Genomic DNA, 19,432 nt, shown 5'->3' with positions numbered 1-19,432 from the left:
GATGGCCGAAGCGATCACCGCCGACGGCCTCACCAAGGCGTTCGGTGCGGCGAAGGCCCTCGACGGGCTCGACCTGACCGTCCACACCGGCGAGGTGCACGGCTTCCTCGGGCCGAACGGCGCCGGCAAGACCACCACGATCCGCGTCCTGCTGGGGCTGATGCGGGCCGACGGCGGCCACGCCACTCTGCTCGGCGGGAACCCGTGGACCGACGCGACCGAGCTGCACAAGCGCCTCGCGTACGTCCCGGGCGACGTCACGCTCTGGCCCAACCTCACCGGCGGGGAGGTCATCGACCTGCTCGGCCGGCTGCGCGGCGGGCTCGACCCCGCTCGCCGCGCCGAGCTCGTCGAGCGCTTCGACCTCGACCCGCGCAAGAAGGGCCGGACGTACTCGAAGGGCAACCGGCAGAAGGTCGCACTCGTCGCAGCACTGGCGTCCGATGTGGAGCTGCTGGTGCTCGACGAGCCGACGTCCGGGCTCGACCCGCTGATGGAGGAGGTGTTCCGGCAGGTCGTCGCGGAGGAACGCGAACGCGGCGACCGGACCGTGCTGCTGTCCTCGCACATCCTGTCCGAGGTCGAGGCGCTCTGCGACCGCGTCACGATCATCCGGGCCGGGCGCACCGTCGAGTCCGGCACCCTGGACGAGCTGCGGCACCTGGGCCGGATCACCATCGACGCGTCGCTCGCGCGGGTGCCGGACGGCCTGGCGGCGCTGCCGGGCGTGCACGACCTGAGCACCTACGGCTCGCACGTCCACCTGTCCGTCGACCAGGCTTCGCTGGACGACCTCATGCGGCACCTCGCCGAAGCCGGGTTGAAGAGCCTGGTGAGCCGGCCGCCGACGCTCGAAGAGCTGTTCCTGCGCCACTACCGCCACGACGAGCCGGTCGGAGCGGCGCGATGACCGGGACCTGGTCGCTGCTGCGGCTGGTGCTGCGCCGCGACCGGCTGCTGATGCCGCTGTGGATCGTCTGCCTCGCGGTCGCGCCGATGGGGTACCTCTCGTCGATCAAGGCGGCCTACCCGGATGCGGCGGCGCGGCAGCACTTCTACGACCTCAACGCGTCCAGCGCGACGTTCGTGGTCCGCAACGGCCCGCTGTACAGCTCGTCGGTGGGCAACCTTTTGGCGTGGCAGTGCGGGTTCGTCCCGGTGGTCGTCGGGCTGATCGCGCTGCTCACGGTCGTCCGGCACACCCGGACCGAGGAGGAGGCGGGCCGCCGGGAGCTGACCGGCGCGACCGTCGTCGGGCGGCACGCCGGGCTGGCGGCCGCGGTGATCGCCACGTGCGGCGCTTGTCTCGGTTACGGGCTGCTGGTCGGGCTCGGCGTTGCCGCGCAAGGGGTTCCGGCGGCGGGGGCGTTCGCGCTGGGGCTCGGGTTCTCGTTGGCCGGCTGGGTGTTCGCGGGTGTCGGCGCGGTCGCCGCGCAGCTCACGTGGGGCGCGGGCGGCGCGCGGGGCATCGGGATCGGCGGGCTCGTCCTGGCGTTCCTGCTGCGGGCGGCGGGCGACAGCAGCGGTTCGGCGGGCTGGGTCGCGTGGCTGTCGCCGATCGGCTGGGCGCACCGGATGCGGCCGTTCGCGGGGGAGCAGTGGTGGGTCCTCGCGGTGGCCCTGGTGGTCACCGGCTTGCTCGTGGTGCTGGCGGTGGCGTTGTCCGCGCGACGGGACCTCGGCGCGGCGCTGCTGCCGGCGCGGCTGGGGCGGGCGAGCGCGAAGTCGTCACTGCGGTCGCCGCTGGCGCTGGCCTGGCGGCTGCAGCGGGGGACGCTGCTGGCCTGGACCGTCTGCCTGGCGCTGGTCGGGCTGCTGATGGGCGGGGTCGGGAAGAACGTCGCGGAGATGATGCGGGACAACCAGGCCGTCGCGGACGTGCTGTCGCGCCTCGGCGGCGGTGGCGCGGTGACGGACGCGTACCTGGCGGGGACGATGACGTTGTTCGGCCTGGCGGTGGCGGGCTACGCGGTGCAGGCGACGCTGAAGCTGCGTGCGGAAGAGGCGGCGGGCCGGGCGGAACCGCTGCTGGCGACGGCGGTCGGCCGGCTCGGCTGGGCCCTCGCGCACTTGACGTTCGCGGTGCTGGGGTCGGCGTTCCTGCTGGCGGTGACCGGTCTGGCAACCGGCGCGGCGTACGGCACTTCGCTGGTCCCGGCGGCGCTGGCCCAGCTGCCGGCGGTGTGGGTACTGGCCGGGCTGGCGGCGGCGTTGGTCGGCTTCTTCCCGCGCTTCGCGGCGGCGGCGTGGGGGCTGCTGGGCGCGTTCCTGCTGCTGTCGCTGGTGGGGACGGCGTTGCGGTGGAACGACGTGGTGCTGGGGATTTCCCCGTTCCAGCACCTGGCGCGGCTGCCGGGCGGAACGTTCTCGGTGGCACCGGTGGTGTGGCTGGTGGCGATCGCTCTGGTGGCCGGCGCGGGTGGTCTGGCGGCGTTGCGAAGGCGTGACATCCCGGTGGGCTGAATACGCGAAGAGCCACCGTCTCGCGGCGGTGGCTCTTCCTGTCGAGCGGCAACCGAGGGAGTCGAACCCTGCGCGGCTTATGAGGGCGGCGCCCATGGACCGGCCCTGACCCTTCGGCGGGCGACGGCTGCCATCTCCTACAACCGTAGCTACTACCCATCTCATTCCCATCTCACTCGGTGCTTCACCCGGACGGGCCCGGCTGGCAGGGTGGTCGCATGGATGATCTACTCCTGCGCCGCGTGCGGCCGGGCCTCGGCGGGGAGCTCGCGGACGTCCGCGTCAACGACGGCCGCGTCACGGCGATCACCGAGCCGGGTTCGGCCGGGTTCGCCGCGCGGGTCGTCGACGGGCACGGCGGCACGCTGCTGCCGGGGCTGGTCGACGCGCACGTCCACCTCGTGCAGTGGGCGACGTTCCGCCGCCGGATCCCCCTGGAAGCGGCGCGGTCGGCGGGGGAGGCGGTCGAACTGCTGCTGGCGCACCTGCTGGCGACGCCCGCGCCGCAGTCGGAGCTGGTCGTGGGCGCGGGTTTCCGTGACGGGCTGTGGCCGGACAAGCCGCACAAGGACCTGCTCCAGCGGGCGCTGCCCGGCCGCGCGGTCGCGTTGTTCAGCGCGGACCTGCACACGCTGTGGCTGAGCCCGGCGGCGCTGAAGCTGATCGGCCGCGACCACCCGACGGGGGTGCTGCTGGAGAACGACTGCATGAGCGCGACGGCCCAGCTCCCGACGGCCGCGATCGACGTCCAGGACGAGTGGGTGACCGAAGCGGTGTCCGCGGCGGCGGCGCGGGGCGTGACGCAGATCGTCGACTACGAGTACGCGGACACGGTGGCGGACTGGACGCGCCGCGGCGCCCCGGCGGCCCGGATTTCCTGCGTGATCGCGAAGCACCTGCTGGACCAGACGATCGAGCGCGGCCACCGCACGGGCGACGTCCTCCCGGATTCGGGCGGGCTGCTGACGGTGGGCCCGTTCAAGCTCTTCGTGGACGGGTCTTTGAACACCCGCACGGCTTATTGCCACGACCCTTACCCGGGTTCGGACTCCCCGGGCTTGCTCGAGTTGCCGCCGTCGGCCTTGGTTCCGTTGATGGAGCGGGCTTTCTCGCACGGTCTGCTCCCGGCGGTGCACGCGATCGGTGACCAGGCCAACGCGATCGCGCTGGATGCGTTCGCATCGGTGGGCTGCCCGGGCCGGATCGAGCACGCGCAGCTGCTTTCTCCGTCCGACATCGCGCGGTTCGCCGAGCTGGGTGTGATCGCGGCCGTCCAGCCGGCGCACCAGCCGGACGACCGCGACGTCGCCGACCGCCATTGGCACGGCCGGACTTCCCGCGCGTTCCCGTACCGCTCGTTGCTGGAATCGGGTGCCCGGCTGGAGTTCGGGTCGGACGCACCGGTGGCCCCGCTGGATCCTTGGGACGGGATCGCGTCGGCGGTCTTCCGCACGGACGACGACCGTCCGGCGTGGCACCCGGAGCAGGCGCTTTCGTTCCCGGACGCGCTGGCCGCGTCTTCGGGCGGGCGTCGTGGGGTTTCGGTGGGGGACGTGGCGGACCTGATGGTGACGGCGGCGGACCCGTCGACGTTGTCCGCTGCCGACCTGCGCGCCCTCCCGGTGACGGCGACCGTCCTGGCCGGGCACGTCACGCACCAGGTCTGACCCCGGCGAACCGTTTCCACGCCGCTTGCCGGCTGACGCCGAGCGCACCGGCGACGGCGACCCAGGTGACACCGGCTCCGCGGGCCAGCTCGATCTCCAGCGCGAGCAGGCGCTCGGCGGCCACCGCCAGTTCGCCGGCCCGGGCGATCCACTCGGCGAACTGCCCGGCGTCCGCCGCGGTCCGGTGCCGCTCGGCGAGATCCGCGTAGGCGCGGCCCAGCGAAGCGACGGACTCGGCGTGAGCGTGCAGCGCACTCGCCATCTCCCTAATCCTCGCCGCGGTCCGGAGCGCCGATGAAGGTGTGCCAGGGGGTGATCTTGTCGATGTGCACGACGGCGTCGAACGCGGCGAGCGGGTTCACCAGCTGCTTGTACGGTCCCTGCCGGGTGCCGTCGACCTCGGCGAAGCGGCGAGCCACCTCGCTGTGGGACACCTATCGCTCGCAGAACCAGCTGGTCGCGCTGCTGCACCCGGACAAGGCGGCGGACATGACCAAGTCCGTCCTCGAGATCTACCAGGACGGCGGCTGGGTACCGCGCTGGGCACTGGCCGGCGGCGAGACGAACGTGATGAGCGGCGACCCCGTCACGCCCTGGGTGGTCGACAACTACCGCCGGGGCCTGCTCGACGAGCGCACCGCCCGGCAGCTGTTCGACGCGTTGTGGCGCAACGCCACCGAAGTCCCGGCGGACCAGTCGATCTTCCGCGGCCGGGACGGCAACCCGAGCTACGTGAAGAACGGCTGGATCGGCTACCAGGACCTGCCGGGCTACACCTACGGCGACACCCGCCAGGCCGGCTCGGCGACCCTCGAGTACGCCCTCGCCGACTGCGCGCTGTCCACGATGGCCGCCGGTCTGGGCTACCGGGACAAGGCCAAGACCCTCCAGGCGCGCTGTGGGAACTTCGCCAACCTCTGGGACACCGGCGTCGAATCCCGCGGCTTCACCGGCTTCCCGCGCACGAAGGCCGCGGACGGCACCGGCGTCGGCGACCCCGACCCGGCGCAGTCCGTCGGCTTCCACGAGGGCACGCCGTGGCAGTACCAGTGGCTCGCCCAGCAGGACACCGCGAAGCTGTTCGGCCTGATGGGCGGCCCGGCGCAGGCGGAGCAGCGGCTCGACACGTTCTTCGACACGCCGCTGCTGCTCACCGACCCGGCGAAGGCCGCCAAGGACTCCTGGGTCCACGGCGCGTACGACTACCACAACAACTTCGCGTTCAACCCGAACAACGAGCCCGACCTGCACGCGCCCTGGATGTACAGCTGGACCGGCGCGCCGTGGAAGACGTCGGCGGTGCTGCGCGCGGCGCGGACGCTCTTCACCGACACGCCGTACGGCATGCCCGGCAACGACGACCTCGGCACCATCTCGTCGTGGCTCGTCTTCGGCATGACCGGCGTCTTCGAAGCCCAGCCCGGCTCCGGGACGTACCTGCTCAGCACGCCGATGTTCGAGAAGGTCGAGATCCACCCGGCCGGCGGCCGCGAGATCGAGATCGAGGCGCCCGGTGCGAGCGCGGCGAAACTGCAGTACACAAAGGACGTCCAGGTCGGACCCCGCGGCTACGACCGCAGCTGGATCTCCCACGCGGACCTGCTCCGCGCGGGGAAGATCCGGTTCCGCCTGAGCGATACCCCGACGAGCTGGGGCACGAAGTCGGCGCCGCCGGCGATGTGAGTGCGTAATGGCCTCCCCGGAAGCCGGGGAGGCCATTACTATCCCGGCATGCCGACGCCGGACGCCCGTGAGCGCATCCTCGGAACCGCCACCCGGCTGTTCGACCGGCACGGGGTGCACGCCGTCGGGCTGCAGCGGATCATCGACGAGTGCGACTGCGGCAAGAACCTGCTCTACACGCACTTCGCGAGCAAGGACGACCTGGTCGTGGCGTACCTGAGGCGCTGCGCCGCCGGCTGGGACGCTCTGGTGGCCGGCGTCCGGGCGGCGTCCCCGTCCCCGGAAGGGCGGCTGGTGGAGCTGGTGCGCGAGGCCGGGGTGCGGGCGACCGAGCCCGGCTCACGCGGGTGCGCGTTGCGCGCGACGCTGGCGGAGTTCCCGGAGCCGCGGCACCCGGCCCACCGCGTGGCGGTGGAGTACCTGGTGCGGGCGCGGGCGCGGCTGCGTGAATTGGCGGCGGAGACGTCGGCGGCCGACCCGGACCGGCTGGCGGACCGGATCATGACGATCATCGACGGCCTGTACGCGAACGGCCCGATCTTCGGCGACGACACGGCCAAGGCGGCGGTCGCGTTCGCGGAGGACGTGGTGCGGGCGGAGAGCCGCTGACCCAGCCCGGCACGAATGGCGCAAAAGGGCCCTCCGGGTGCGCTGACCTGCCGTTCGTGCTGAGCTGGAGGCATGACCGAAGCGAAGACGACCGCGACCGAGAAGTTCTTCCGGATCGCGATCGCGATCAAGGGCCTCGACGGCGCGCTGCAGGTCGTCGGGGCGCTGATCCTCGCGTTCATCCCGGCCTCGACCGTCAGCGGGTTCACCCACGCGGTCATCACGCGCGACCTGCTGGGCGACCCGTCCGGCACCCTCGCCCGCCACCTGGAGTCGGCGACGGAGAACTTCCTCCACGGCGACACGAAGACGTTCGCCGTCGCGTACCTGCTCGCCCACGGCCTGATCAAGCTCGGCCTGGTCTGGGCGCTGGCCCGCAAGATCGTCCGCGCGTACCCGGTCGCGGCGGTGATCCTCGCCGCGTTCGTCGTCTACGAGGTCATCCGGGCGATCCACACCCACTCGATCGCGCTGCCGTTCTTCGCCGCGCTCGACGTCGTGATCATCGTGCTGGTGCTGCGCGAGTACCGGCAGCTCAAGCGGGGCTAGCCCGTGTCTGACAATGTCTTGGCCCAGGTGATCACGGCATGGAGGACGACCGCTGATCGATGGACGACGGCGAGTTTGTCGTAGCGAGTGGCCAGACCACGCCATTGCCCGACCTGATCAGCCGGCTCGGGATCACCGCCGTGATGCCGCGGTCACGCAGATTTCCGCGGATCGTCCTCGATGAATAGGCCTTGTCACCACGGACCCGGGCGGGCCGGTGCGAGCCCGACCACGCCCGACCCGACGGATCCGTCGTGGAATCGACCGACACCGACCAGTTCACCAACCCGGCCGCGTCGGCTTCGGCGAGCAGGCGGTGCAGGACGGTGTCCCAGGTGCCGTCGCCGGCCATCCGGCGGTGCCAGGTCCAGGTCGTCTGCCACGGACCGAACGTGCGTCGAAACGGGCGTCCGCGCTTACCGGTGCGGACCGGCAGCAGGTCCTCGATCAACGCCCACTGAGCATCCGAAAGCAACCGAAACTCCGATACAACCGGCAGCTTCCCGGCAACCAGCTGAAACTTTTGCCAGACCCGCCCTAGCCGGCGTCACGCGGCGACCGGAAATCGCACCGTCGTGCTGTCGGCCTCCAGGGGTTCGACGTAGACGGCGGTCGCGTTGTCCGAGCCGCCGCGGGCGAGCGCGGCTTCGACGAGCTCGGCCGCGCCCGTGCAGGGGCGGGCCAGGACCGCGCGGATCCCGCTGCCGGTCAACGGCTTGTGGACGCCGTCGCTGGTCAGCAGCAGCCCCGTGCCCGACGTCTCGGCCGTGCCGATCTCCTCCGGCTTGGCCGTGCGGACGCTGGTGGTGACCACGTGCTCCATCCGCGGGGTCACGGGCTGGTGGCGGGCGCGGAAGTATTCGGCGAGCGTGTGGTCGGTGGTCAGGCGGCCGAGCGTGGTGCCGTCCCAGGCGTAGGCGCGGGCGTCGCCGACCCAGGCGATGCGGTACCCGCCGTGCTCGGCCGGCATGGCGACGACGAGCACGGCATCCCCGAGCGTCTGCTCGCGAACGGCGCGCTGCGCGGCGAGAACGGCCTCGACGGGTCCTTTGTGGACCGGCGTGCGAGCGGCGGCCGCGGACGCGATGCGAGCGGCCCGCGCGGCAGCGGGATCATCCCCGACACCATCGGCGAGGGCGAACACGATCCCGGGCCCACCGGCGGCGGCATAGGCACCGACGGCATCGGCATTGAGCGAGCGCGGCCCCTGAGCGCTCGCGGTGTGCCAGCGCGGGTAACCCGGTCGTGTCGTGATCATCGCGGCCTCCTCGTCCCCTACGTCCTCCATGATCCGCGCCCAACCTGTGGGCCGTCTGAGACTTTCCTGTGCCTGCGGTGTCGGTCCGGGTACCTTGGGAACGGGGTGGGGCATGGAGTTCCGGATTCTCGGGCCGCTGGCGGTGATCCGCGCCGACGGTCACCCGGCCGTGCTCGGCGGGCGGAAACCGCGGACGCTGCTGGCCGCGCTGCTGCTCGCGCGCGGGCGGGTGGTGCCCGATGAGCGGCTCGTTTCGCTGCTGTGGGAAGGTGTCCGGCCCTCGACCGTCGACGCTCAGCTGTGCACGTACGTTTCCCGGCTGCGCAAGGGACTCGGGCGGCCCGCGCGGCTCGTCCGGTCGGGTGGCGGGTACCTGCTGGCGCCCGACGGCGGCACGATCGACGCCGAGGAGTTCGAACGGCTGGCTTCCGCGGGGCACGACGAACTGCGCGCGGGTGCCGCCGGGCGCGCGGCGGGGTTGTTCGGCGCCGCGCTCGACCTGTGGCGTGGTCCCGTGCTCGCCGGCATCGCCGAACCGCTTCGCGCGGGGGAGTCGGCGCGGTTCGAGGAGCTCCGGCTGGCCGTCCTGGAGAGCCGGATCGAAGCGGACGTGGCGACCGGCGACCACCTGCGCGCGGTGCCGGAGGCCACCGGGCTCGTGCTCGAACACCCGCTGCGGGAACGCGCGCGGGCCCTGCTCATGGCCGCGCTCTGCGCGAGCGGGCGGCCGGCGGACGCGGTGGCGGTCTACCACCGGGGCCGGCGGATCCTCGACGAACGGCTCGGGATCGCGCCGGGCCCGGTGCTGCAGGCGGCGTATCAGCGGGTGCTGTCCGGGTAGGGCGACGAACGGAAGTCGCGGTCGAGCTCGGCCGTCGAGCGCGGCAGCCAGTACCGCGCCTGTGCCCGGACCTGCTCGCGCGGCAGACCCGGGTTCACGTGCCGGTGATCGGGACGCGCGATCGACTGCAGCGCCCAGGCGAAGCCGAGCATCGGCGTGATCCGCGCCCAGCGGCGGCGGTCGATGTCCAGCACCATCTGCGCGCGCTGGATGGCGTGCCAGAAGTGGTAGCCCGTCGGCGGATCGCCGTCCATCGTGTGCACTTCGGACTCGACGTCGGCCCGCCGCGGGTCGAACAGGATCCCTTGCCCAAAAGCCGCGAAGGCTTTCGTGAGGCCATCCTCGTCGCCGCGGTAGAAGCGGTCGAAGTTCCCCAGCTGCAAGGTCGAAAGCGTCCTCAACGGCGCCTCGAGCGGCTTGACGAACTCGGCGTAGTTGTGCGGGTAGCCCGGTTCGAGGCTCAGCGCCCGCCACTTCGCGGGCAGGCCGTCCGGCGCGTTCTGCCGGAGGAACGGGAAGAGCACCGCGTAGGCGTCCTGAACCTCCTGGGCCGGGTGGTACAGCGCGATTTCGTCGAGCTGGTACCAGAGTTCGTTGGCCCTCCGGTCGCCCAGCATGCCCGGCACGGGCGGCAAGGTCGTCGCGGCTTCCGCGGTGCCGCCGAGAAGCGTGCTGCCCGCGACCGCGACAGCCGCTCCGGCACCGATTTTGAGCAGGTTCCGGCGATCGAGCGTCATGGATTCACCCCCGTCGGCGGCCCCCTGCCGCCGTCGCCGCCACGGTACGGAAGGTTTCCATACTTTCTCTGTACGATCGTTTCCCGTGGACGACTACCAGGCGCTCGAGAACCTGCTCTTCTCCTACGCGGCGCTGGTGGACGCGGGGGACTTCGAGGGCGTCGGCGCACTGTTCGCCGAAGGGGCGTTCGTGGGCAGCGGCGGGACCTTCCGCGGTGCCGAAGTCGCCCGGATGCTGCGCGACTCCGTGATCGTCTACGAGGACGGCACCCCGCGGACCAAGCACGTCACGACCAACGTCGCCCTCGAACTGGACGGCGACACGGCGTCCGGGCGGGCGTACTTCACCGTGCTGCAGGCCGCACCGGGACTGCCGTTGCAGACGATCGCGGCGGGCCGCTACGCCGACCGGTTCACGCGCACCGCGCACGGGTGGCGATTCACCGAACGCCGGGCCACGGTCGACCTCGTCGGCGACGTCGGCCACCACCTGCGGCCGCGCTCGTAACACCTCGCTGACCTGCGACGACTTCGGAGAAACGATCCGAAGGAGCCGGCCATGGCCGCGACGCCGCACGACTCCCGGCCGCTCATGGTGTTCGGCCTGCGCCACCCCGGGATGGTGGACCGGGGCGACCTGCTGGCCGCCGTCGAACTGCAGGCCCAGCTCGGGTCGGCCGTGCGGCTCGTCGAAGCCGGCGAGGTCACCGAGGACGAGATCCGCGAAGACCTCATCCTGATCGGCGGCCCGGACGGCAATTCCCTGACCGGAGACGTCCTCGCGCGCTTGGACGGGGTGCTTTCGCTCGGGTTCGCCGAGCACGGTTCTTCGGTCTACGACCGCAAGTCCGGCTTCGCGGCCTCGCCCCGCTACGACGACGCCGGTGCTCCGCGCGTCGACTACGGCCTGGTCATCCGCGCGGCCAACCCCTTCGCCCCGGCGACCGCGGAGGTCGTCATCGTCGCGGGGTGCGGGGGTCACGGCACCGCGGCCGCCGCCGCGGCGTTCGACGAGGCGGAAGCCCTGGGCGGGTACCGGCACTTCGAGGCGCTCGTCGAGACGACGGTCTTCCGCCGGGCCCACCGCGACACGCTGGTCCGCGATGCCCGCCGGATCGCGTGAAAGGGCCCGGGCCTCCGAAGAAGCCCGGGCCCTCCCGGTTCAGCTCTGCAGGTCGTAGACCGTCTGGCCGTCGACCGTGGTGGCGGTGAAGTTCGCCGTCACCCACGCGGTGATCTCCGAAGAGCCGCCGCCCGGGCCGCCGCCGCGGCCGCCGTCGATGTAGTACTTGATCTCGCCGGCCGCGACGTATGCCTTGAACTCGTCCAGCGTCGGTGCCGGGTCGGAGCCGCTCCAGCCGCCGATGCCGATCACCGCCTTGCCGCTGGCCAGCTCGAGGGACGCCGCGTTCTGCGAGCCCGTCGTCGCCGCGGCCCACTTCGTCGTCGTCTTCGCCAGCAGTTCGCCGACCGCGCTGGACGACGATTCGTCGCCGGAGCCGCCCGGGCCGCCGCCACCGAAGCCGCCCATCGCGCTCGACGTCGGTCCCGAGGTCGGGATCGAGCCGCTGTGGGCCACCGACGCCGTCTCGACGCCGTAGGCCGCGGTGGAGACGCCCAGGGTCAGGACCACCGCCGCCGCCACGATCGTGGCCGCCTTGCGGAAGGTGGGCACGCCCATCACCAGCACCGTCCCGGCGAGGACGCCGAGCACCGCCACGATCCAGCGCAGCGCCGGGAACCAGTCCGGGGTGCGGTCGAGCAGGATGAACGACCACACCGCCGTCACCACGACCATTCCGGCCAGCGTCGCCCGCGGGCCGAGGTTGTCCCGGCCCTGCCAGAGGGCGCGGCCCGAGATCGCGACCAGCGCGGCGATCGCCGGGGCGAGCGCGACCGAGTAGTACGGGTGCACGATGCCGCTCATGTAGCTGAACACCAGCGCCGTCACGACCAGCCAGCCGCCCCACAGGACCAGCGCCAGGCGCGTCCGGTCGGTGCGCGGTGCGTGGCGGGTGAACCACAGCCCGGCGACCAGCCCGATCAGCGCGGCGGGCAGCAGCCACGAGATCTCCGTGCCGAAGCTCGACCCGAACATCCGGAAGAGCCCGGACGCGCCGCCGAAGCCGGTGTTCCCGCCGCCTCCGCCGCCACCGGGTCCACCGCCGTCACCGCCGCCGAAGATCCGCGACAACCCGTTGTAGCCCAACGCGAGTTCGAGCAGACTGTCCCCTTCGGACCCGCCGATGTAGGGGCGCGACGCCGTCGGCCAGAGGTCGACCAGCGCGATGTACCAGCCCGCCGAGACGACCAGCGCCGCGACCGCGCCGCCGAGGTGCAGCAAGCGCTTGCCCAGCGACGTCGGCGCCGCGATCAGGTAGACCAGCCCGAACGCCGGCAGCACCAGGAACGCCTGCATCATCTTCGTCAGGAAGCCGAAACCGATCGCGACGCCGGCCAGCGCGAGCCACTTCGGCGACGCTTTTTCCGTTGCGCGCACGACGAAGTAGGCGCCCGCGACCATGAGCAGCACGAGCAGCGCGTCCGGGTTGTTGAACCGGAACATCAGCGCCGCGACCGGGGTGAGCGCCAGCACCGCACCGGCCATCAGCCCGGCGATCGGGCCCGAAGTCCGTTTCACCGTCAGGTAGAGGATGCCGACGGAGGCGACACCCATCAGCGCCTGCGGGGCCAGCACGGTGAAGCTGGAGAACCCGAAGATCCGCGCGAAGAGCGTGCCGACCCACAGGGCGGCGGGTGGCTTGTCGACGGTGAGCACGTTGCCCGAGTCGAGCGACCCGAACAGCCAGGCCTTCCAGTCCTGCGTCCCGGACTGCACGGCGGCGGCGTAGAACGAGTTGCCGTAGCCGGACGCGGTGAGGTTCCAGAAGTACAGCACGGCGGTCGCGGCCAGCAGCCCGAACACGCTCGGGCGAACCCAGCGCGGGGGCGCGTGCGCCACGGACTCCTTGCGGTGACGCGGTTCCTGCGTCACGGCATCGGACAGGACGGCGGTCATCAGTACTCCTTCTGGGTAGCGGCCTGGCGGCGCGGGTTGAACACCCAGCCGCGCAGGAGCAGGAACCGGAGCACCGTCGCGGCGAGGTTCGCCAGCACGAGCACGGTGATCTCCAGGACCAGGCCGGGGGTGGTGGATCCGTTGAGCAGGGCCAGCGATCCGCTCGTCAGGGCCAGGCCGAGGCCGAACACGATCAGCCCTTCGAACTGGTGGCGCCCGGCGCCGGTGCGCCCGCGGATGCCGAACGTGAGCCGCCGGTTCAGCGCGGTGTTCCCGACCGCCGTCACCAGCAGCGCGGCGAAGTTCGCCGGCTGCGCGCCGACGACGGTGCGCAGCAGCAGGAACAGCACGAGGTAGGCGAGGGTGCTGCTGACCCCGATGGCGGCGAACCGCACGAGCTGCGTCACCAGCCGCGGCGGCACCCCGGGCGCCTCGACGCCGATCGGCTGCCGGCCGAGCTGTTCGCGCAGCCTGCTGATCGGGATTTCGCCGGTGAAGGTGGCCTTCGTGACGCGGGCGATGCCCTTGAGGTCCGCGGTCGCGGTCTTGACGATGTTGACCGAAGAGTTCGGGTCGTCGACCCAGTCGACGGGCACCTCGTGGATCCGCAGCCCGGCGCGCTGCGCGAGGACGAGCAGCTCGGTGTCGAAGAACCAGCCGGTGTCCTCGACGTGGGGGAGCAGCTCACGCGCGACGTCGGCGCGAATGGCCTTGAAGCCGCACTGCGCGTCGCTGAACTTCGCGGCGAGCGTCGAGCGCAGGATCAGGTTGTAGGCACGCGAGATGAACTCCCGCTTCGGCCCCCGCACGACTCGCGCGCCCCGGGCGAGCCTGCTGCCGATGGCGAGATCGGAGTGCCCGGAGAGAAGGGGAGCGACGAGCGGCCCGAGCGCGGCGAGATCGGTGGAGAGATCGACGTCCATGTAGGCGAGGACGGCGGCGTCGGAGGCCCGCCAGACGGCGTTGAGCGCGCGGCCGCGGCCTTTCTCGTCGAGGTGGTGGACGGTGACCTCGGGGAACTCCCGGGCGAGTCGTTCGGCCACCCGCAGCGTCGCATCGGTGCTGGCGTTGTCGGCGATCGTGATCCGGTAGGGGTAGGAGACGTGTTCGGCCAGGTGCGCGTGCAGCCGTCGGATGCACGGTTCGAGGTCGGCCTCTTCGTTGAAGACCGGAATGACGACGTCGAGGACGGGCTGCGGACCGGCCAGATCGACCGGGACGGTCCCGGGCCGCGATGCGGAGGCGGTGGCTGTCATGCCTCATACGGTCGCGGGCCCCGCTTTGGCGACGGTGTGATCGCCCTGTGCGGTTGCTGTGCGCCGGACCCGGCGCCCACCAGGTGGACGCCGGACCCGGGGCTCAGCTGTGTGCCCGCAGGGGTACCACGTTGCTCGGCAGCACCGCGCGCTCACGCGGAGCCTCGGTCGGGCTGATCGTCAACGTCACCAGGCTCGCGTACCGCGGGTGGCGGTCCACGTACACCTCCGGGACCGCGCACGCCGCCGCCAGTGCGGAACGGTTGCGGTGCAAGTGCTCGAATGCCTCGCGGCCGAACAGCGATACCACGATGTCGCCGCCTCGGGGGCGGGACCAGAGGATCGCCGGGAGGCGGCCGCCCGGGAGGCGCAGCAAGGGGAATGCCGCGCGCAGGCGGTGCTGCAGCCGGACCGCCTGGATGCGGGTGCGCACCTGGCGGCGGCGCAGCAGGGCCCACCCCAGCGCCGTGGCGAAGACCGCCGATGCCCACACCGCGCCGGCCCACATCGCGAACGTCACCAGGACGTAGGGGAGCAGCGTCACCGCCAGGATCTCCCACCGCCAGTGGTAGAGCCGCGCGGGGAACGACGCTTGCCTGCTGGTCATTTCCGTGTTCCTTCCGGTCAGCCGGCGGCGCAGGAGGCCGCCGAGGTGGCGTGAGAGTCGTCCGGTGGCGATGCCGAGCACGAGGGCCGCGACGATCACCAGCCCGGACGTCATGTCGGGATCCGGGTCTTCGGGGCGGGCTCGGGCCGGCGGTCGCGGTCCCGGCCGAGCTGCCAGGTCCAGCGCCACCCCGCCCAGATCGCGACGACCGAGCCCAGCAGGACCAGCACGAAGGCCTGGCCGACCAGACCGTCGAGGGGTGCCAGCCGCAGCAGCACCAGCAGTGCCCAGATCTGCGTGGCGGTGAACGGGATGACCAACCCGGCCGCGTAGACGCCCCGGCGCCAGCGGCTCTGGCTCGGTGCGGTGGTGTAGGGGTCCATGAATGCCCTCCTCTGCCCGTGGATCCAGGAAACCTCCGGCTCGCCGCGCGGTCTGTGTCAGCTGACACAGAAGGCGGGATTCAGCTCGCCAGTCGTCGAAGTTCGGCCAAGCGGTGGATGGTCACTTGTCTTCTGCCGGTGCTGATGACGCCTTGGCGCCGCAGATCGCGGGTCGCGCGTGCCCAGGACTCGCGCGAGATCGCCGCGGTCATCGCCAGCTCCGCCTGCGTGGCCGGGACGGAGATCCGGATGTCCGGACCGTGGGGGACCCCGTGCTGCACGGCCAGCTGCATCAGCTGCGCGGCCACCCGCCTCGCCGCGGCGCCGCCCCCGAGCTCCAGCCACTGACGGCCGACCGAGCGCAGCCGGGTCGACAGCACGAGCAGCAGCGCCCAGGAGATCCGGGAGCGCGTCCGGCACAGCGCGGCGAAGCGGTCGCCGGGGACCTCCAGGACCTCCACGTCGTCGAGCGCCTCGACGGTCGCCGACCGCGGCTGCGCGTCGATCGCGGCCAGCTCACCGATGACGTCGCCCCGGCTGCGCACCCCCACGACGACCTCGCGCCCGTCCGGCGTCCCGTGCACGATCCGCACGTGCCCGGCGAGCAGCACCAGCACGACGCTGGAGCGGTCGCCTTCCCGGCAGAGGGTCCCGCCGCGCGGATAGCTGCGCCGCGTGGCGGACTCCGCCAGCACCCGGCGATCGGCCGGGGCCAGGTCGGCCCAGAATCCCGTCGGTTCCACGTCCCCACCTCGCTTCCGGTCCTACGCGGTCAGTCCCTCCTCGGGCTCGGCGACTTCGGGCGTGTAGAGCCAGCCGCGAAGCCGTTCTTCGCCGAGCTTGATGTGGACCGCCTGGGTGAAGGCGGCCCGGTCGATGCCGGGGTAGCCGTGCCGCACCACGGCGCGGTGGATCTCCTGCGACACGGCGAGCGCGAGCGGCGCGGTCGTTTCACTCAGCCGCCGCTTGAGCTCGGGAGCGTCGACCAGCCGGCACGCGATGTCGACGTCCTCGCCGTAGGAGGCTCGCGAGTCGCGGTGCACCTCCCCGGCGTGCACCGCGACACGCAGCCGGAAGGCGAGCTCGGGGTGACTTTCGGCGTGCTTCTCCAGCAGGTCGCCCAGCGCGGGGACGACGGTGGTGAGCAGGAGCGTCTTCGGCAGCTGGTCGAAGGGCTTGATCAGGCACAGGGCCCCATCGCCGCGGTCGCCGAACGCGTCGCGGTGCTTCCTGCCGATCCCGCCGGCCGCAAGGGCCTCGTCGAGGAGCTGGAAGAGGACATTACGGAGCTGGGTCCGCACCGAGTTCGTCCGCGCGGTCGACTTCTCGATGTCGACCGCCACGATGGCCCGGTGCCGGGGTATGTCAGCTGATGAAGTGTCCATGGCCCGCTCCCTGCCTTCAGGTGTGAAGCTGAAGTTCAGTCAAGTTCACTGTAGGGGTTGAAGTACCCTGGAACAACAGAGTTGAATCGGCGTTACCCGTTTGGTGCGAGGGAGTTCGGTTCGACGTAACGTTTCAGTCCCAGCTGTGGCGGGTCGACGACAGCGCCTTTAGCTACAGGGAGTATTATCGCACCACTCTCGGCACTACTGAAATTTACTGAAGGGTGGCGGAGAATCGTGTCCCCAGTCGAGCCGCAGCCTGCGCTCGCCCGCCGCCTCAAAGCGCTGAGGGAGCGGTACTGGCCTGACGTGGGAATCAGGCAGGGGCAGCTCGCCAAGGCGTTCGGCGGGGTCAGCACCTCGCTCATCTCGTCGTGGGAGAACACGGAGAAGCCGGTCAGCCCGCCCGTCAAACGGCTCGAGGCCTATGCGACGTTGTTCGCGACGCGACGTTCGTGGACCGGTGGGTCCCTGCGAGTCCTCACACTCGAAGAACTGACGGACGACGAGCGTGACCAGCGCAAAGAACTGCTGGACGAGCTTCTGTGGTTGCGCGAAGGCAATGAACCGGAGCCGGCGGAGCCGGAAGTGGTCGACCTCTGGACCTTCGAAGAAGTCGACCAGCGGATCACCATCGTCTGCGCGCCGTTGCCGGAGGAGTACCGCCGGAACCTCGTCTACGCCGATCCCGAGAGCGCGGACTTCGTGTCGCTGTACACGTACGCGGACCCCGACGCGCTGATCGAGCTGTTCGGGCACATCCGGGCGCGCAACCCCGACAACCCGGTCACGTTCCGCACCAGCAACGAGCTCACGGCAGACGACTACACCGGCCACCTCGTCCTCCTGGGAGGCGTCGACTGGAACACCGTGACGAAGGTCGTGATCAATCGAGCGGACCTCCCCCTGGAGCAGGTCGGCCGGGCGGTCGACGCCGAGCACGGCGGGTTCCGGGTCCAGGAGAACGGCCAGCCGCGGCTCATCGAGCCGCGGCTCGACGCCCAGGGGCACCTGGTGGAAGACGTGGCGCACTTCTATCGCGGAGTATCTCCGTTCAACCGAAAGCGCACTGTGACCGTATGCAATGGTATGTACGGTCGAGGAACGCTGGGCGCAGTGAGAGCGTTGACGGACAACCGGTTCCTGGACCGGAACACCGCCTACGTACGGGACCGGTTCGCCGGCGAAGAGTCCTTCAGCATCATCAGCCGGGTGCCCGTCATCGGCGGGCAGGGCCTGACTCCCGATTGGACGCTCGAGGAGAACCGCCTGCACGAGTGGCCCGAGGTCGCGAAGTGAAACCTCAGCAACATGAGTCGCACCAGGATCTGCTGGATCACTTCGACACCGACGGCACCCCTCGCGCGACCGTCGACGCGATCATCGTGCCCAACGGACGTCCGGCGCCCTACCTGAAGCAGGCCATCAACGCGGCCAAGCTCCTCGATGCCCACCTGGTGCTCCTGTGCAGCATGCGGGCCAACGCCTCGAACGCGGAGCTGGCGGCGAAGCGGGCGGGCGTCCGGGTGACGGCCATCGATGTCGACCTCCTGCCCAGCGGGGTCGTCCCCGAGTTCTCCACCGACAAGCTGCTCAAGTTCGGGAAGTTCCACCGGAAGGTCGACACGAGCCTGAAGCGGAACCTCGGCCTGCTCGTCGCGATCCTGACGGGGTGGGAGCGGATCGTCTTCCTCGACGACGACATCCTCCTGCCCCAGCCGGGCGATCTCGCGGCGGCGGCGGGCCTGCTCACGAACCACGCCGTCGTCGGGCTCGCGAACGCCGGGATGCCGGACAACTCGGTGGTCTGCCACGCGCTGCGTGAGGTCGGCGCGCCCCAGGACGTGTTCATCGGCGGGGGCGCGCTCGTCGTCGGCGAAGCGGCGTTCTCGTCGTTCTTCCCGAACATCTACAACGAGGACTGGTTCTTCCTCCTGGACGGGCTGCGGCTGCGGCCCTCGGCCGTCGTCGGGACGGCGTGGCAGTACGACTACGACCCCTACAACGATCCCCGGCGGGCTCGCGGCGAGGAACTGGGCGACACCCTCGCGGAGGGCGTGTTCGGCCTGCTCGACAACGGGCTGGGCCTGGCGCACGCCGACGAGCGGTACTGGGGTGAATTCCTGCCCGCGCGGCGCGGGATCATCAGCACGACGATCGAGCAGGTGCTCGCCTCGGACATCGAACCGGGCCAGCAGGCCAGGATGGTCGCGGCGCTCAAGGCGTCGATCGGGCGCAGCCACCTGATCACGCCGGAGATGTGCGTCCGCTACCTGCGGGCCTGGCAGGACGACTGCGTGCGCTGGCGCGAGCACATCCGCGAACTCCGCCGCGACCACCGCGGCGGCCTGGGGATCGACGGCGCGCTGGCGACCCTCGAATCGGCCACCACCCGCCGTTCAGTACCGGCTTGAGGCGCCGATCGCCCGTGGCTCGCCCCGCGGTTCCGGCGTGACCACGGCCAGGTCCTTGACCAGCACGTGACAGCGTTCCGGCACCTCGAGGACGCCGCCGTTCGGCAGGGCCAGCTGCGCGTAGCAGATGACCGTGCCGTGGCCCCAGTCCCGGTAGCCCAGCCGCCGGTACAGCCGGGCCGCGGCCGGGTTGTCCGTGCGGACCGCCAGGGCGACCCGCTCGTGGCCCAGCTCGAGCAGGTGCGCCTCCACCGCGCCCACCAGGGCCGCCCCGACGCCGCGGTTGCGCAGCTCGGGGAGAACCTGCAGGTGGGTGAGCAGGGCGACCCCCGGGAGGTGCCGGCGGATCGGGGGCTCCTCGGCCTCCTCCAGCCACAGGTACACGGCGCCGGCGGGGCGGGCGCGGACCCACGCGAGGAAGAGCACGCCCTGGTCGTTTCGCTGGCGGGTCAGGCGGTCACGGAAGAATCCGGCGTCACCGAGGGCAGTGGCGAACGGGATCAGGTCTGCGGATCGGGCCCGCCATACGTGGGGCTCGGTCATCTGCAGCGACTCCGTTCT

The 19,432-nt window shown here is 71.5% G+C and carries 23 protein-coding genes; 11 read left to right on the top strand and 12 right to left on the bottom strand.

Annotated elements, in window-relative coordinates; genetic code table 11:
• Position 1 precedes the first annotated feature (1 nt).
• From QSK39_RS27760 to QSK39_RS27750, 3 genes are all read left to right on the top strand, one after another.
• On the top strand, positions 2–910 hold the full coding sequence (locus QSK39_RS27760) for an ABC transporter ATP-binding protein (RefSeq protein WP_285480750.1): 909 nt from the start codon (positions 2–4) through the stop codon (positions 908–910).
• The gene (locus QSK39_RS27755) at positions 907–2,463 is read left to right on the top strand and encodes an ABC transporter permease (RefSeq protein ID WP_285480749.1); all 1,557 of its coding nucleotides are present in this window, start codon (positions 907–909) and stop codon (positions 2,461–2,463) included. The genes QSK39_RS27760 and QSK39_RS27755 overlap by 4 nt, the downstream gene beginning before the upstream one ends.
• A gap of 218 nt (positions 2,464–2,681) precedes the next feature.
• Positions 2,682–4,130, top strand: a complete 1,449-nt coding sequence (locus QSK39_RS27750; RefSeq protein WP_285480748.1) for an amidohydrolase — start codon at positions 2,682–2,684, stop codon at positions 4,128–4,130.
• On the opposite strand, the gene QSK39_RS27745 is transcribed toward QSK39_RS27750, so the two are convergent.
• A complete protein-coding gene (locus QSK39_RS27745) occupies positions 4,114–4,392 on the bottom strand; it encodes a hypothetical protein (RefSeq protein ID WP_285480747.1) in 279 nt (92 codons plus the stop codon). The genes QSK39_RS27750 and QSK39_RS27745 overlap by 17 nt on opposite strands.
• Positions 4,393–4,396: 4 nt before the next feature.
• Positions 4,397–4,564 (bottom strand): hypothetical protein, encoded by a 168-nt coding sequence (locus tag QSK39_RS27740; protein WP_285480933.1) that lies wholly within the window; start codon positions 4,562–4,564, stop codon positions 4,397–4,399.
• Between QSK39_RS27740 and QSK39_RS27735 the strand changes: the two genes are divergently transcribed.
• From QSK39_RS27735 to QSK39_RS27725, 3 genes are all read left to right on the top strand, one after another.
• A complete protein-coding gene (locus tag QSK39_RS27735; protein ID WP_285480746.1) occupies positions 4,518–5,813 on the top strand; it encodes a glycoside hydrolase family 92 protein in 1,296 nt (431 codons plus the stop codon). The genes QSK39_RS27740 and QSK39_RS27735 overlap by 47 nt on opposite strands.
• A 48-nt stretch (positions 5,814–5,861) precedes the next feature.
• Positions 5,862–6,422: a TetR/AcrR family transcriptional regulator gene (locus QSK39_RS27730; RefSeq protein WP_285480745.1), complete on the top strand. Its 561-nt coding sequence runs from the start codon at positions 5,862–5,864 to the stop codon at positions 6,420–6,422.
• Positions 6,423–6,494: 72 nt separating this feature from the next.
• Entirely contained in the window at positions 6,495–6,971 is a 477-nt protein-coding gene (locus QSK39_RS27725) for a DUF2127 domain-containing protein (RefSeq protein ID WP_285480744.1), read from the top strand.
• A 31-nt stretch (positions 6,972–7,002) separates the two neighbouring features.
• Here QSK39_RS27725 and QSK39_RS53320 read toward each other — a convergent pair whose 3' ends face one another.
• Positions 7,003–7,422 (bottom strand): transposase family protein, encoded by a 420-nt coding sequence (locus QSK39_RS53320; RefSeq protein ID WP_502873311.1) that lies wholly within the window; start codon positions 7,420–7,422, stop codon positions 7,003–7,005.
• Between the two features lie 96 nt (positions 7,423–7,518).
• Complete coding sequence (locus QSK39_RS27715) at positions 7,519–8,229, bottom strand: PP2C family protein-serine/threonine phosphatase (RefSeq protein ID WP_285480743.1); 711 nt, start codon at positions 8,227–8,229, stop codon at positions 7,519–7,521.
• Between the two features lie 112 nt (positions 8,230–8,341).
• On the opposite strand from QSK39_RS27715, the gene QSK39_RS27710 reads away from it, so the two are divergent.
• Positions 8,342–9,070 carry an AfsR/SARP family transcriptional regulator gene (locus QSK39_RS27710; protein WP_285480742.1) on the top strand — a complete coding sequence of 243 codons (729 nt, stop codon included), beginning with the start codon at positions 8,342–8,344 and terminating at the stop codon, positions 9,068–9,070.
• Here QSK39_RS27710 and QSK39_RS27705 read toward each other — a convergent pair.
• The gene (locus tag QSK39_RS27705; protein ID WP_285480741.1) at positions 9,049–9,807 is read right to left on the bottom strand and encodes a hypothetical protein; all 759 of its coding nucleotides are present in this window, start codon (positions 9,805–9,807) and stop codon (positions 9,049–9,051) included. The two genes, QSK39_RS27710 and QSK39_RS27705, sit on opposite strands and share 22 nt — an antisense overlap.
• Before the next feature lie 85 nt (positions 9,808–9,892).
• Between QSK39_RS27705 and QSK39_RS27700 the strand changes: the two genes are divergently transcribed.
• On the top strand, positions 9,893–10,315 hold the full coding sequence (locus QSK39_RS27700) for a nuclear transport factor 2 family protein (RefSeq protein WP_285480740.1): 423 nt from the start codon (positions 9,893–9,895) through the stop codon (positions 10,313–10,315).
• A 51-nt stretch (positions 10,316–10,366) separates the two neighbouring features.
• Complete coding sequence (locus QSK39_RS27695) at positions 10,367–10,930, top strand: hypothetical protein (RefSeq protein ID WP_285480739.1); 564 nt, start codon at positions 10,367–10,369, stop codon at positions 10,928–10,930.
• Positions 10,931–10,969: 39 nt separating this feature from the next.
• Here the strand turns inward: QSK39_RS27695 and QSK39_RS27690 are convergent, their stop codons facing one another.
• The 6 genes from QSK39_RS27690 to QSK39_RS27665 all read right to left on the bottom strand — a co-directional run bounded on the left by QSK39_RS27690 (position 10,970) and on the right by QSK39_RS27665 (position 16,457).
• Positions 10,970–12,826 (bottom strand): glycosyltransferase family 39 protein, encoded by a 1,857-nt coding sequence (locus QSK39_RS27690; RefSeq protein ID WP_285480738.1) that lies wholly within the window; start codon positions 12,824–12,826, stop codon positions 10,970–10,972.
• Positions 12,826–14,082 (bottom strand): bifunctional glycosyltransferase family 2/GtrA family protein, encoded by a 1,257-nt coding sequence (locus QSK39_RS27685; RefSeq protein ID WP_285480737.1) that lies wholly within the window; start codon positions 14,080–14,082, stop codon positions 12,826–12,828. Before QSK39_RS27685 ends, QSK39_RS27690 begins: the two co-directional genes overlap by 1 nt.
• Before the next feature lie 103 nt (positions 14,083–14,185).
• Positions 14,186–14,803 carry a hypothetical protein gene (locus tag QSK39_RS27680; protein WP_285480736.1) on the bottom strand — a complete coding sequence of 206 codons (618 nt, stop codon included), beginning with the start codon at positions 14,801–14,803 and terminating at the stop codon, positions 14,186–14,188.
• Positions 14,800–15,072, bottom strand: coding sequence for a hypothetical protein (locus tag QSK39_RS27675; RefSeq protein ID WP_285480735.1), 273 nt, complete (start codon positions 15,070–15,072; stop codon positions 14,800–14,802). Before QSK39_RS27675 ends, QSK39_RS27680 begins: the two co-directional genes overlap by 4 nt.
• A gap of 80 nt (positions 15,073–15,152) precedes the next feature.
• A complete protein-coding gene (locus QSK39_RS27670; protein ID WP_285480734.1) occupies positions 15,153–15,815 on the bottom strand; it encodes a Crp/Fnr family transcriptional regulator in 663 nt (220 codons plus the stop codon).
• A 21-nt stretch (positions 15,816–15,836) separates the two neighbouring features.
• Entirely contained in the window at positions 15,837–16,457 is a 621-nt protein-coding gene (locus tag QSK39_RS27665) for a hypothetical protein (protein WP_285480733.1), read from the bottom strand.
• A 309-nt stretch (positions 16,458–16,766) separates the two neighbouring features.
• Here QSK39_RS27665 and QSK39_RS27660 point away from each other — a divergent pair, with 309 nt between their 5' ends.
• Together QSK39_RS27660 and QSK39_RS27655 are read left to right on the top strand one after the other, a co-directional pair.
• Entirely contained in the window at positions 16,767–17,756 is a 990-nt protein-coding gene (locus QSK39_RS27660; protein ID WP_285480732.1) for an XRE family transcriptional regulator, read from the top strand.
• Positions 17,753–18,871 (top strand): hypothetical protein, encoded by a 1,119-nt coding sequence (locus tag QSK39_RS27655; protein ID WP_285480731.1) that lies wholly within the window; start codon positions 17,753–17,755, stop codon positions 18,869–18,871. The genes QSK39_RS27660 and QSK39_RS27655 overlap by 4 nt, the downstream gene beginning before the upstream one ends.
• Here QSK39_RS27655 and QSK39_RS27650 read toward each other — a convergent pair.
• Entirely contained in the window at positions 18,857–19,414 is a 558-nt protein-coding gene (locus tag QSK39_RS27650; protein ID WP_285480730.1) for a GNAT family N-acetyltransferase, read from the bottom strand. The two genes, QSK39_RS27655 and QSK39_RS27650, sit on opposite strands and share 15 nt — an antisense overlap.
• Positions 19,415–19,432: the final 18 nt, after the last annotated feature.

It is taken from the genome of Amycolatopsis sp. NBRC 101858 (assembly GCF_030269325.1).
Taxonomy (GTDB): Bacteria; Actinomycetota; Actinomycetes; order Mycobacteriales; family Pseudonocardiaceae; genus Amycolatopsis; species Amycolatopsis ponsaeliensis.
This window is presented reverse-complemented; position numbering and strand designations above follow the sequence as displayed.

What these genes read in the sequence shown, in the direction of transcription:
- QSK39_RS27760 (WP_285480750.1), top strand. Translation starts at nt 2, where the DNA reads ATGGCCGAAGCGATCACCGCCGACGGCCTCACCAAGGCGTTCGGTGCG.
- QSK39_RS27755 (WP_285480749.1), top strand. Translation starts at nt 907, where the DNA reads ATGACCGGGACCTGGTCGCTGCTGCGGCTGGTGCTGCGCCGCGACCGG.
- QSK39_RS27750 (WP_285480748.1), top strand. Translation starts at nt 2,682, where the DNA reads ATGGATGATCTACTCCTGCGCCGCGTGCGGCCGGGCCTCGGCGGGGAG.
- QSK39_RS27745 (WP_285480747.1), bottom strand. Translation starts at nt 4,392, where the DNA reads ATGGCGAGTGCGCTGCACGCTCACGCCGAGTCCGTCGCTTCGCTGGGC.
- QSK39_RS27730 (WP_285480745.1), top strand. Translation starts at nt 5,862, where the DNA reads ATGCCGACGCCGGACGCCCGTGAGCGCATCCTCGGAACCGCCACCCGG.
- QSK39_RS27725 (WP_285480744.1), top strand. Translation starts at nt 6,495, where the DNA reads ATGACCGAAGCGAAGACGACCGCGACCGAGAAGTTCTTCCGGATCGCG.
- QSK39_RS27715 (WP_285480743.1), bottom strand. Translation starts at nt 8,229, where the DNA reads ATGATCACGACACGACCGGGTTACCCGCGCTGGCACACCGCGAGCGCT.
- QSK39_RS27710 (WP_285480742.1), top strand. Translation starts at nt 8,342, where the DNA reads ATGGAGTTCCGGATTCTCGGGCCGCTGGCGGTGATCCGCGCCGACGGT.
- QSK39_RS27705 (WP_285480741.1), bottom strand. Translation starts at nt 9,807, where the DNA reads ATGACGCTCGATCGCCGGAACCTGCTCAAAATCGGTGCCGGAGCGGCT.
- QSK39_RS27695 (WP_285480739.1), top strand. Translation starts at nt 10,367, where the DNA reads ATGGCCGCGACGCCGCACGACTCCCGGCCGCTCATGGTGTTCGGCCTG.
- QSK39_RS27690 (WP_285480738.1), bottom strand. Translation starts at nt 12,826, where the DNA reads ATGACCGCCGTCCTGTCCGATGCCGTGACGCAGGAACCGCGTCACCGC.
- QSK39_RS27685 (WP_285480737.1), bottom strand. Translation starts at nt 14,082, where the DNA reads ATGACAGCCACCGCCTCCGCATCGCGGCCCGGGACCGTCCCGGTCGAT.
- QSK39_RS27680 (WP_285480736.1), bottom strand. Translation starts at nt 14,803, where the DNA reads ATGACGTCCGGGCTGGTGATCGTCGCGGCCCTCGTGCTCGGCATCGCC.
- QSK39_RS27675 (WP_285480735.1), bottom strand. Translation starts at nt 15,072, where the DNA reads ATGGACCCCTACACCACCGCACCGAGCCAGAGCCGCTGGCGCCGGGGC.
- QSK39_RS27665 (WP_285480733.1), bottom strand. Translation starts at nt 16,457, where the DNA reads ATGGACACTTCATCAGCTGACATACCCCGGCACCGGGCCATCGTGGCG.
- QSK39_RS27650 (WP_285480730.1), bottom strand. Translation starts at nt 19,414, where the DNA reads ATGACCGAGCCCCACGTATGGCGGGCCCGATCCGCAGACCTGATCCCG.